We start from the raw sequence: 12,474 nt of genomic DNA, 5'->3' as shown, positions 1-12,474 counted from the left end.
ATTCCCCTTCTTGGAAGCCCTTAGGGGCTTCTTTTTTTGAGTTGATTTTCAACTTCCTATCTTGTGGTATCCCCAATCATCGTGTCGGTTTATTTTGAATTCACTTTGGAACAAAGATGGAGAAAATAGATCTCAAAATACAACTTTAGTTTCATCTTGGTTACTGAATCTATAAGGGATCGATGTATTTCAGGTATCGTTCCCAAAAAATATGAATTTAAACACCATTTAGGTTGAATTCCTGTAAATTTTGTAAATATAATTGCAGGCACGTGGAGGCCTAAGGTAATCTAAGGCGAATGATGAAAAAATGCACAGCAAGAGGAGAAGTACTGTGAGGGATTTATTAATTGCTCTAACAGTGTTGGGTTTTATTGTTTACCAAGTTTATTTTGATAAAAACAATATGGGTTTTGTGAGTGCAGCGCCATTGTACTCTGGAAAATATGTAGAAGTTTACGGAAAAAAGGATGATATTGCGACAGAAGCAATGATGCGTTACTTGGATGATGCCGGTGTAAATTTCAATTATGTTCGACTTGAAAAGCAAGAGAACTGGGAATTTATCAGTAAGCGCTTAAAAAATGCAGGTGACGAACGTCATCACTGGGATTTGCCGATCGTTGATATCAATGGTCAAATCACGACAAATCCTGATCCAGACAAAATCATCGTGAAGTACCTGAACGCTTCTTCCTAATCGAATTGGCGTCAGAAAATAAACTTCACGGTACAATATTCTTCGGCAGTGTGCGGTAGCATCGATTATTTGATGGGTGGTAGCGAGGAAGTGTTGGATCTTGCTCGCTCGCCCTCTGATATTCTGGTTTCGATACCTCTTTTCCAGAAAGGAAAAATTTGGGAAATCCATTACTCAGTAACCCATCTTCATCCCATTCCCGCTCAATGCCATGAAGCGTTCCTTCGTAAAAATATCGCTCAATAAATACATTTATTTGATTCTCAAAAAACCACTGGACGACACCATGAATTTTGCCTTCCTTTAATGGTAAAAGCTCCGAAATATAAATTTCCCCATGGTCATCTCGTTGTCGCCAAATATCGAGTCCTGTACCGTGTTCCATTTGATATGTACCAAGAAGTACTCCTTCGTCACCCCATTGATAATTTGTTCCATGTGGTAATCCATTTTCATAGGGTTCGCAGGATGATAGCTGATTGGTACAGTCCCACCATTGATAAACCCGGCCATGTTTCAGTCCATTTGAGAAAGGAGTTTCCTGGATCAGGTAGCCACCAGAATACAAGCGTTTTCCAACAAGTTGTCCGTTTTGTGTATATTCAGCGATTTCATCCCCTACAGAAGTTTTTTACCTTGGAGATGCAACTGCATCGTATGGTATATCGGATTGATATTGCATTGATCACACTCGTGTATAGTAATTTAAAAACATGTCGACTACGCTACTGATCTTATTGTTCAATTCCGCTTTTGTTGGAGTGGGTTGATTCAGTAACAATGGTGGCCAAAAGCTAAAAGATTTGAGTAGAGTAATGAATTGTTCTGCTGCAAATTCAATGTCGTTGATGGTCATTCTATGATCACTGTGTGCAGCTTTGAGCCAGGTAACGAAGTTGCTATCGAGCGCATTGACTTCAGCCATGATTGCAGCGACACGATCGGGTTGCGTGATTGCTTCTGCCATGGTGATCCTGGCAAGAGACAAAAATGCATCGGAACCAAGTAGCGCAACTTCCTGTTGGGCAATGTTTGTAAGCTGTTGCTTTAGAGATTGCTTTGGATCATACGTAATCAAGATGGAAGTTTTGATGAGGTAAAACATTTCTCGCAAGATAGCATCAAATAGGGCGTCTTTACTCGGGAAATAATTGTAAACCGTTCGTTTGGAGGCTTTCGCAGATAACGCAACTTGATCCATGCTGGTGGATTGAAAACCATGCTCACGGAACTCCATGATGGCTGCTTGAAGAATGGACGCTCTTTTTTGTTGCTGTCGAGGGGATAAATTTTCCAAAGTCTTTCATGATGTTGTTGGGGAATATTTCACAATATTACACGAATGAGTTTACTTTTCACACTCTTTAAGTAAACTACACAGTGTAGTTTTATAGGTGTTACTAATATGTCTAAGAAATCGATTTTCTTAACCCTGATGAGTTTACTAGGAGTCATGATGTTATCTTGTACAACAAAGCCATTCTCTCAACGTATTACGCAGTCGCCACAATTTCATGAAGGTCAATTTCAGAATACAAAACCACTGGAAAGTATGGGACTCAGCAAACTTCCTGGCTACATCAAACGATTACTGACTGAAAAACGGGTTGATTCTCAGCCGACACAGACGATCCCTGTTCAAACACTCACAAGAAAAATACTCTATCAACTTCCTGATCAACGAACAGTTTTGTTTCGGCTGGGTCATTCATCCTATCTTTTAAAAATATCTGGGAAGTTTTGGTTAATTGATCCGGTCTTCTCAGAATATGCCTCACCTGTTCAGTTTATGGGTCCTAAACGGTTTCACCCGACACCAATCTCTATCGAGGAATTACCTGAGATTGAAGGTGTTTTGATTTCCCACAATCATTATGATCATTTGGATAAAGGGGCAATTGCTGTATTAAAGGCAAAAACAAAACACTTTTATGTACCACTTGGTATTGGCGAGACATTGGTGGAATGGGGTGTCGCAGTAGAGCAAATCGTTGAAATGGATTGGTGGCAAACGCATCAAGCTGGCTCATTAGAACTGGTTTCAACACCGGCTCAGCATTTTTCTGGTCGGAGTCTGACAGATAGTAATGCAACATTGTGGTGCTCATGGGTCATGATTCATGGTGAGGAAAAAATATTTTATAGTGGTGATTCTGGATATTTTGATGGCTTTCGAAAAATTGGTAAAAAATTTGGACCATTCGATGTGAGTATCATTGAAACAGGGGCCTACGATAAAGATTGGGCTGAGGTGCATATGGCACCTGAGGAAAGTTTACAGGCACATATTGATGTAAAAGGTAAACGTATGTTACCTGCACATAACGGAACATTTGATTTAGCATTTCATGCTTGGTACGAACCACTCGATCGTATTGAAACGCTGGCAAATGAGGCTGGAGAGACGTTAATTACCCCTATGGTTGGAGAAGCCATTTATTTAGATGAAACTCAAACATTTACGCGCTGGTGGTCGCAACTTAAGTGAAAGAAAAATTCCAAAAAGAGTAAAATTATGTAAATTTTTTGGTTTTGTTCAGGTTCAGTTCAGGTAATATGTCTATAATGCGATCCCAGTCATCTGATGCCCAACTGCCACTGCGGCATTTATTAAGAATCAGAACAAGCTGGATGACTTGACTCAGAGGCTTCGATGTTTGGGAGCGTCGAAGCCTTTGCTTTTTTCTCTGTGTCATCCAACTTGTTCGTGAGATGAAACATTGCCCCATGTTTTATCATTGATTACAGCATGGTTGACTTGTTTTCCTTGTAAAATACCTACTCTAATCTGCTTGCATTTTGTTACAACATGTTAGCCAGTCTATTGCGGATTGCTTGACCAGCCTCGAGAATATGTGACTGAAGAAATTGAACCGCTTCTTGCTTTTTCCCTTCTTGACATAAATTCAATAGATATTCATGTTCTTGCTCTGCCTTTTCTATACCATCTGTAAGGAGTAATTGTAGGCGGATGTAGCGATCACATTTTGTATTGAGTGAGTCAATCAGCTGCATGGTAAGCGGTTGATCAGCAGGGGTATACAGTGTCGCATGGAATTTTTGGTTGAGTCGGCTCCAGCGTTCGACTTGTTCGTCATCTTGAAGCACCTCATGGTACTCTTTGCAGATGTTTTTGGCTTTTATCAGGGTTTCGGAGTTCATCTGATCAATGGCAAGGCCGAGAATTTCACCCTCCAGTAATGCTCTTAAGGAGAACAATTCACTGATATCACGAATAGATAGCTCGGTTGCAATCGCACCCTTATGCGGCTCGAAATGGACAAGTCCTTGGGCTTCGAGTTGTAGCAATGCCTCACGAACGGGGATACGGCTGACATTGAATGATTTGGCAATCGCATCCTGACGGAGTGGCTCTCCTGCGGAGATAGCACCACTTAGAATTTGTTCTCTCAACGCTTCTGCAACAAGCTGAGTTCGTGTTTTAAAAGCAGTGCTCATGGGTCTGTCCCCAAAAATATTTGCGCTTAAATTTAGCGAACCTCAAAGCCATGTGCAAATGGATCATCGCTATCAACAAAAATCGTATTGATTCCGATGACTTTTGCCCAGCCTTGGATACTGGGCATAATTGCAGTCTTCTCTCCAACACGTGTCGTGCTTTCTACCCGTCCTTCGAACAGACTGCCAATAATGCTTTCATGGACAAAGGTCTCTCCTGGGCTAAGTTTTCCTTTCGCAGCAAGCTGAGCCATTCTTGCGCTCGTCCCAGTGCCACAAGGGGAGCGGTCAATCGCGTATTCGCCATAAAAGACGGCATTTTTGGCATCGGCGCCCTGTGTTTGCGGCTTTCCTGCCCACAAAACATGGGAAACACTATGCACAGTGGGATCATCCGGGTGAATACAAGAGACTGCCTCATTCGCAAGTTCCCGAATCGTTGGACTCATCATAATAAGTTGAGAGGCTGTAAAGTGCTCTAGTCCAGAATAGTTTTTTTGTGGGTCGATGATGGCGTAAAAATTTCCACCGTAAGCGATATCAATCGTCAATTCTCCAAGCGTCGGACAATGAATCACAACGTTTTCATGTGCCAGATAACTGGCAACATTGAAGATCCGGACTTTTCGGATCTTTTCACCCTCTTGTTGGTATTCGATCTGAATTTGGCCAGCGGGCACATCCAGTTTTAGATGGCCGGGAGTACGCGGTTTGAGGTGTCCATGTTCCAGTGCAGCAGTGACGCAACCAATCGTCCCATGACCACACATAGGCAAGCAGCCCGAAGTTTCAATAAAAAGAATGGAAGCATCACTGTCCTCTCGGTGCGGTGGGTAAAGGATAGCCCCGGACATCATCGCGTGTCCGCGTGGTTCAAACATCAATGCGTGACGGATCCAGTCATGGTTTTTGATAAAATCTTGACGCTTTTCACTCATAGTTTCTCCCTTCAAAGCGGGGTATCCACCTGTGACGAGTCGAAGTGGATTGCCACAAGTATGGGCATCAATGCAGAAAAAAGTACCTTCGCGCATTTATTCTTCCTTCTCAGTTGAGCATTATGATCGAGGTGTCTCAAAATCAAAAACAATCATTGTATATTGTATGCAATCCTGTCAAGCCCGACGAGGAAGGCGCTACAGAAAGGGTTGCGATAAACTCAATCACTTGATAGGTGACAAAGCTGGCACTTCCTGCTTATTTCCGTTAAGGTGATTATCTTTCAAACAAGTGTATGAGGAAGCGCGATGACTGTTCAGAAAGTTTTGCCTCAATTATTACTACTGAGTGTTTTCTTGCTTGCAGGATTGAATTCGGCTGTTGCATCTACGGCTGATTACGCAAAAAAGTACGATCCGAGCCGGGATGCGGTCAAGGATCTGCATACTGCTGTTGAGATTGCCAAGAAAGAAAACAAGTTTGTATTACTCATTGTTGGTGGAGAGTGGTGTGGTTGGTGTCGTCGGATAAGCGCTTTTATTGTTGAAAATAAAAAAGTCGCCAAAGCGATGAATGACACCTTCGAAATCGTGAAAATTAATTATAGTGAAGAAAATAAAAATGAGGCGTTTCTATCGCAGTTCCCAAAAATAAAAGGTGTACCGCACTTCTTTGTGATGGATAAACAAGGAAGATTGGTTATCTCGAAAAATACTGGGATCTTAGAAGAAGGTAAATCTTATTCTGAGAAAAAAATGCTGATTTTTGCCAACTTCTTTCAAGATAAATTACAACAATTTCAAGCAACACAAAAAGCAGATTAATCATTAAAGTACTGGCTACCGAGAGGGAGCGGTACCTTCTTGCACTGAGCTCTCTGTGTTTGATTGAGCATCTTCTTGAGTATGGGGATCGTCTGGTACTAGATCATGAACCATATGCTTTTCAGCTTCCAGCATTTTTGCGATCGCTTCGTTGATCTCTTGATTGATAAGCTCTTCTTGCAGCTTTTCTCGTTGCTCTTGCAAACGGGATTGTTTTTCTTCTTCACGATCCAGCCAGACTAATGTGTCGTAGTAGCGCCGAATATTTTCGACATAATGGACTGGCTCTTCACCTCTGGCATATCCAAACTTGGTCGTTTTATAGTATTTTTTATGACGCAAAAGTGGCAGACGCTTTTTGACATCCGCCCAATTGTCCGGGTTTGCACCATCTCGTTCTGTCAGGACTCTGGCATCTTCTAAATGTCCTAGCCCAACATTATAAGCGGCGAGGGCGAACCAGAGTTTATCTGGATATGGAATACGCTCAGGGATACGTGTAATGAGTTGACGCAAATACTTAGCACCGCCTTGAATACTTTGCTCTGGGTCAAGTCGATTGACGACCTTCATCATTTTTGCAGTGGGTTTGGTCAACATCATGATCCCGCGAACACCCGTAAAGGATCTTGCGTGAGGTTCCCAATGTGACTCCTGATAGGCTTGTGCTGCAATAAGCCGCCAATCCAGCTCCTGAGCATATTGTTTAAACCATGCTTCATACTTAGGTAACTTGTCGGCTACAGCACGAATAAAGACATGTGTATCGACGTAATCGAATCGTTGAACATGACCAAAGTACTTTTCTTTGAGCTTTTCGATAAATCCATCCATGTATCGCTCTCCAAAAAAGTCGACTAAGAATGATATTAATGAATCGTCATTGCTTTTTGGTAACATCCAAGCGATGGGTTGTTTGCTTTGAACAGTAAAAGCGACGCTTAAGTCAGGATAAAAGCGCCGATTGATAGCGAGGTTCGTTGAGTCGACAATCGTATATTCAACCTCGCCTTCAATGATTTCACTCATGATTTCTTCGCTGGTGACGTCGGGTCTAGCAAAATACTTAATTTCAGGGTAGAACACTTTTTGTTGCTCGATGAGTTCATGGTGACTGCTACCAGCGATGACTTCGATGGTACCCATGACCTCTGAAAAATTTCTCGGGCGCTCACCGCCTTTTTTATAGATCAATTTTTCACTCACGAATAAATAAGGGGGGGAGAATCGATATTCTGCTTCACGGTTTTTGGTCACTGTGAGGCTGGAAGCAAGAAAATCCACTTGTCCTTGTTCTAATAAAGGGAAAAGTTCATCAAGGCTATATTTCGGGACAACTTCTAAGTCGACATCAAGGTATTCTGAGAATGATTGCGCAAGCTCAAATTCAAAACCTGTGGGACCATCTGTCCCAATATAATAAGCTGTTGGGCCAATCACTGTCCCGACTCTGATTTTATTTGCTTTCTTTATTTTCTCGATATGCGACACTTCTGGGGATTTTTCACACCCCCAAAGGCAGGCTCCAAGTATTCCGGTTATGATGAACCGAAAGGCATGTTGATATTTCATGCGAACAGGTCAGTCCTTTGAATAAGGGGCCAAATGCTATCTGTTTTCATCAAAAAAATTACTCTATAATACAGGGCCTCTGTACACCTAGCTAAACCAACACGGAATTCATAAGCTATGTTAATCCTACGTGGTGCACCAGCACTTTCTGAGTTTGCAGTCCAAAAGCTGCTTGATCAAACACGTGAAGAATGCATACCTATAACCACAATATATGCTGAGTTTTACCATTTTGCCGAGTTATCGGTCCCCCTGGATGACAGGGAGCGGGAAACGCTGGATAAATTACTGACCTACGGGCCTTCCAAACCACCAGCCACTCCAGAAGGAACCCTTTATCTCGTCACCCCTCGGCCCGGTACCATCTCTCCCTGGTCATCCAAAGCAACAAATATCCTTCATAACTGTCACCTGACCAAAGTCCAACGTATCGAACGTGGCATCGCTTTTTATATCCAATCTGAAGATTTATCCTCACCACAAATCAAACAGCTAAAGCAATTGGTCCATGATCAAATGACGCAAGTTGTATTGGATGATTTCGAAGATGCAAAGCAATTATTCCGTCATGAACAACCCCGTTCAATGCAATCTGTACCTCTAATGGCAGAAGGTCGCCAAGCGCTGGAAACTGCAAATATTCAGCTTGGTCTAGCACTCGCAGAAGATGAGATTGATTATTTATGTGATCGTTTCAATGCGATTGGACGTGACCCCAATGATATTGAGTTGTACATGTTTGCTCAGGCGAATTCCGAGCATTGCCGTCACAAGATCTTTAATGCAGATTGGACAATTGATGGTGATACTCAGCCGAAGTCACTATTTAAAATGATTAAAAACACGTATGAAGTGGCATCGGAGCATGTTCTTTCTGCTTACAAAGATAATGCAGCAGTCATGGCGGGAAGTGAAGCTGGGCGCTTTTATCCTGAGACAGGTTCAGGAACTTTCAATTACCATCATGAAATGATCGACATTTTGATGAAAGTCGAAACGCACAACCACCCAACTGCGATTTCACCTTTCCCTGGTGCTGCAACTGGTTCTGGTGGAGAAATTCGTGATGAAGGCGCAACGGGTATTGGTGCAAAACCAAAAGCTGGCTTGGTCGGTTTTTCTGTATCCAACTTAAGGATCCCCGGATTTGAGCAACCGTGGGAACAGGATTTTGGTAAACCAGACCGAATTGTTTCTGCTTTGGATATTATGACAGAAGGACCACTTGGTGGTGCGGCATTTAATAATGAGTTTGGTCGCCCGAATCTACTTGGTTATTTCCGTACCTTTGAAGAGCAGGTTGCCTCCCATAACGGGTTTGAAGTGCGTGGTTATCATAAACCAATCATGATTGCTGGTGGGCTTGGAAATATCAAACGTGAACATGTGACGAAAGAACATGTTTCTGTGGGTGCCAAGCTGATTGTATTGGGCGGGCCAGCGATGAACATCGGCCTTGGTGGAGGTGCAGCATCTTCAATGGCATCTGGCGAATCAGACGAAACACTCGATTTTGCATCTGTTCAACGAGAAAACCCGGAAATGGAACGCCGCTGCCAAGAGGTTATTGATCGCTGTTGGCAAATGGGCGTGAATAACCCAATTGAATTTATTCATGATGTGGGCGCAGGAGGCTTATCGAATGCTTTCCCTGAGCTTGTCAGTGATGGTGGTCGTGGTGGTCAGTTTGAGCTGAGGAATGTACCAAATGATGAGCCAGGGATGAGTCCACATGAGATTTGGTGTAACGAATCCCAAGAGCGATATGTGATGGCTGTTAGGCCGGAGCAATTTGAAACATTTCAAGCAATATGTGAACGTGAGCGTGCACCATTTGCTGTCGTAGGTGAAGCGACAGAAGTACAACATCTTCAAGTCTCCGATGCGCATTTCGAGAATAATCCGGTCGATCTCTCTTTGGATGTTTTGCTCGGTAAACCACCGAAAATGCATCGTAATGTGAAGACAACAAATGCTTCTTGCGAAACATTAAAACTAAATGATATTCCAATCCAAGAAGCCGCCGAGCGTTTGCTACGTTTACCAACCATTGCTGAAAAAACTTTCTTAATCACTATTGGTGACCGAAGTGTGACTGGCCTTGTTCATCGTGATCAGATGGTTGGGCCTTGGCAGGTGCCTGTTGCAGATTGTGCAGTCACTGCTGCAAGTTATGACTCATATCGTGGTGAAGCCATGTCGATGGGTGAAAGAACACCCCTTGCACTCATCAATTATGGTGCTTCTGCCAGAATGGCAGTGGCTGAGGCCATCACAAATATTGCAGGGAGTAACATTGGTGACTTTTCGAGGATCAAACTCTCGGCAAACTGGATGGCTGCCGCAGGCCACCCAGGTGAAGATGCAGGACTATATGAGGCTGTGAAAGCCATTGGTGAAGAACTTTGTCCTGCACTTGGCCTGACAATCCCAGTTGGTAAAGATTCAATGTCGATGAAGACAACCTGGCAAGATGAATCGAACCAAACCAAAGATGTGACTTCGCCTTTGTCGCTCGTGATTAGTGCGTTTGGTCGTGTCAAAGATATTCGTAAGACTGTGACTCCACAGCTCAAAACAGATCAAGGCGATACACAACTTATATTGATTGATTTAGGGGAAGGAAAATCACGTTTGGGTGGCTCTTCACTCGCACAGGTATATCGTCAACTTGGTAATGAGTCACCAGATTTATCTCGCCCAGAATTACTCAACAGTTTTTTCCTCGCGATGCAGCAGCTTGTACAGGATGAAAAACTGCTTGCATATCACGACCGTTCTGATGGTGGCTTATGGACAACCTTGGCAGAAATGGCCTTTGCGGGGCATTGTGGGGTAGCGGTTGAGTTGAAAGATATCCCCGGAGAGCCGCTTCATGTGTTGTTCAATGAAGAGTTGGGTGGTGTGATCCAAGTGCGTAAGGAAGACTTGGCCGATGTTCAATCTACCTTTGAGGCGCACCAAATTCGTCACTGTATTCACGTCATTGGTGAAGTCACAGATGAAGATCTGATTTTGATCCAAAATGAAGGTCAAAATATCATTGAAAATACAAGGGTTTATTATCGAAGTATTTGGGCAGAAACAACCTACCAGATGCAAAAACGAAGAGATAACCCTGCATGTGCAGAGCAAGAGCTAGCGCTCAAGCGAATTGCGAATGATCCAGGACTCAGTGCACATCTGACATTTGATATATCCGAAGATATTGCAGCGCCTTATATTGTGAAAGAACCATCGCCAAAAGTTGCAATTTTGCGAGAGCAAGGTGTCAATTCTCAGATGGAAATGGCAGCAGCATTTGATCGCGCAGGCTTCGAAGCAATTGATGTTCACATGAGTGACTTGCTAGAAGGACGTCGTCAATTAAGTGACTTTGTTGGACTAGCCGTTTGTGGTGGATTTTCCTATGGGGATGTATTGGGCGCAGGTGAGGGATGGGCGAAAACAATTCTGTTTAATCCAGCACTCAAAGACCAATTCAAAACATTCTTCCATCGCGAAGACACATTCACGTTTGGAGCTTGTAATGGTTGTCAAATGCTATCCACATTGAAGTCTTTGATCCCAGGCGCTGAGCATTGGCCTAAGTTCGTGACAAATGCCTCAGAACGTTTTGAAGGACGTGCAAGTTTGGTCAAAATTGCAGAATCGCCTTCGATTTTATTCAAAGGGATGGCTGGTTCACATATGCCAATTGCTGTTGCGCATGGAGAAGGACGAGCAGATTTCAGTCAAACGGGTACGTTGGACGGTTTGAAAGCTGAAAACTTGATCGCTGGACAATTCGTTGACCATCATGCGATGCCAACAGAACATTATCCAATGAATCCAAATGGCTCGCCAGAAGGCCTGACAGCACTCACAACGACAGATGGTCGGGTGACTATCATGATGCCACATCCAGAGCGTGTATTTAGAACGGTTGCTATGTCTTGGGCACCGGATTCCTGGGGAGAAGATAGCCCTTGGATGAGAATGTTCAGAAACGCACGTGTTTTTGTTGCACAAAACTAACCCATAGTGAGTCGCATAAAAAAAGGGCTGTGTTTCCACAGCCCTAAATAACAATTAGGAAAGATAAATAAAAACGATAACAACAGGGCCTGTTCACAAGACTGCGTTGGGCCACATGGCGATTAACCATGACGCAATTTTAATTCGATAATCCGTCCCTTGTATTGAGATAAATCAACAATCGGTACAGAAATGTTTTTTTCTCTTCATTTCAATACGAATTGTTTGATCAACAACTCTTTTTGCCTTTTCACGAAAACTTGAAGATCCGGATAGAAAGCAATAAACCTAGTTTGTACAAATGGGAGAGTTGTGAGCCTTTAATATATTCCCCAATCAGACTTGCTGCTGCGATTTCTAAAGGAGAAGAAACAAGATGAGCATGGGTCAGAATCAAATATCTTCCTGATTTATTTCGTGGTGCCAAATATTCTTCGATTCAAAGGCGTACAAATAAATAAAAGCAAAATAGACAAAATCAATAATGGAACTGATGAACAAACCATAAAACATGTCGTGAAACTTCGTACCCATTGATAGTTGGAAGAAAGTTGCATAATACACATCAATAATATGCAGCGTAATATCGAGAAAAAAGAAGATAACCCAGAATACCTGTCTTCCTAGTGGTGCGCCCAAAACCCAACCCAAGACGCCAATATAGCCAAAAGCATAACAGCTATAGACCGCAGCATCCCAGTAATTGTTAAACTGAAACCACGGGACTTGATATACATACAGAAGACTGAGTGGGGCAAAAATGATGAGCCACCAAAGGCGCTTTTTTCTTAAATCGACAATCTTAAACAAAATATTTACTCATCATAACTACACTGGTAAATAAATTCATTGCGAGTTCCTTTCAAGTACTGACATTAATTTACAAAAATCTCAAGAGTAGCTCAAGGCGATTCGACGAAGAACACTTTGTTTGCATGAATAACCATCGTTTTCGGTTGCTAT

At 42.8% G+C, this 12,474-nt stretch carries 10 protein-coding genes; 4 read left to right on the top strand and 6 right to left on the bottom strand.

The features are described 5' to 3' along the window. Nucleotides 1–334 precede the first annotated feature (334 nt). Nucleotides 335–700 (top strand): thioredoxin domain-containing protein, encoded by a 366-nt coding sequence (locus tag C505_RS0113445; RefSeq protein WP_026317959.1) that lies wholly within the window; start codon nt 335–337, stop codon nt 698–700. A 25-nt stretch (nt 701–725) separates the two neighbouring features. On the opposite strand, the gene C505_RS0113440 is transcribed toward C505_RS0113445, so the two are convergent. Continuing rightward, the gene (locus C505_RS0113440) at nt 726–1,268 is read right to left on the bottom strand and encodes a toxin-antitoxin system YwqK family antitoxin (protein WP_018693140.1); all 543 of its coding nucleotides are present in this window, start codon (nt 1,266–1,268) and stop codon (nt 726–728) included. A gap of 117 nt (nt 1,269–1,385) precedes the next feature. After that, a complete protein-coding gene (locus C505_RS0113435; RefSeq protein WP_018693139.1) occupies nt 1,386–1,997 on the bottom strand; it encodes a TetR/AcrR family transcriptional regulator in 612 nt (203 codons plus the stop codon). Nucleotides 1,998–2,105: 108 nt separating this feature from the next. On the opposite strand from C505_RS0113435, the gene C505_RS0113430 reads away from it, so the two are divergent. After that, entirely contained in the window at nt 2,106–3,188 is a 1,083-nt protein-coding gene (locus C505_RS0113430) for an MBL fold metallo-hydrolase (protein WP_157369040.1), read from the top strand. A 314-nt stretch (nt 3,189–3,502) separates the two neighbouring features. Here the strand turns inward: C505_RS0113430 and C505_RS0113420 are convergent, their stop codons facing one another. Further along, on the bottom strand, nt 3,503–4,159 hold the full coding sequence (locus C505_RS0113420; protein ID WP_018693136.1) for a GntR family transcriptional regulator: 657 nt from the start codon (nt 4,157–4,159) through the stop codon (nt 3,503–3,505). A gap of 32 nt (nt 4,160–4,191) precedes the next feature. Continuing rightward, on the bottom strand, nt 4,192–5,193 hold the full coding sequence (locus C505_RS0113415; RefSeq protein ID WP_018693135.1) for a 4-hydroxyproline epimerase: 1,002 nt from the start codon (nt 5,191–5,193) through the stop codon (nt 4,192–4,194). 213 nt (nt 5,194–5,406) lie between these two features. Here C505_RS0113415 and C505_RS0113410 point away from each other — a divergent pair, with 213 nt between their 5' ends. Then, on the top strand, nt 5,407–5,922 hold the full coding sequence (locus C505_RS0113410) for a thioredoxin family protein (protein WP_018693134.1): 516 nt from the start codon (nt 5,407–5,409) through the stop codon (nt 5,920–5,922). 15 nt (nt 5,923–5,937) lie between these two features. Here the strand turns inward: C505_RS0113410 and mltF are convergent, their stop codons facing one another. After that, a complete protein-coding gene (gene mltF, locus C505_RS0113405) occupies nt 5,938–7,494 on the bottom strand; it encodes a membrane-bound lytic murein transglycosylase MltF (RefSeq protein WP_018693133.1) in 1,557 nt (518 codons plus the stop codon). Between the two features lie 117 nt (nt 7,495–7,611). Here mltF and purL point away from each other — a divergent pair, with 117 nt between their 5' ends. Beyond that, on the top strand, nt 7,612–11,511 hold the full coding sequence (purL, locus tag C505_RS0113400; RefSeq protein ID WP_018693132.1) for a phosphoribosylformylglycinamidine synthase: 3,900 nt from the start codon (nt 7,612–7,614) through the stop codon (nt 11,509–11,511). 393 nt (nt 11,512–11,904) lie between these two features. Here purL and C505_RS0113395 read toward each other — a convergent pair whose 3' ends face one another. Further along, nucleotides 11,905–12,321 carry a hypothetical protein gene (locus C505_RS0113395; RefSeq protein WP_018693131.1) on the bottom strand — a complete coding sequence of 139 codons (417 nt, stop codon included), beginning with the start codon at nt 12,319–12,321 and terminating at the stop codon, nt 11,905–11,907. Nucleotides 12,322–12,474: the final 153 nt, after the last annotated feature.

This window comes from Algicola sagamiensis DSM 14643, from assembly GCF_000374485.1.
GTDB classification, from domain to species: Bacteria; Pseudomonadota; Gammaproteobacteria; order Enterobacterales; family Alteromonadaceae; genus Algicola; species Algicola sagamiensis.
Note: the sequence above shows the minus strand (reverse complement) of the source record. Positions and strands in the feature narration are given on the sequence as shown.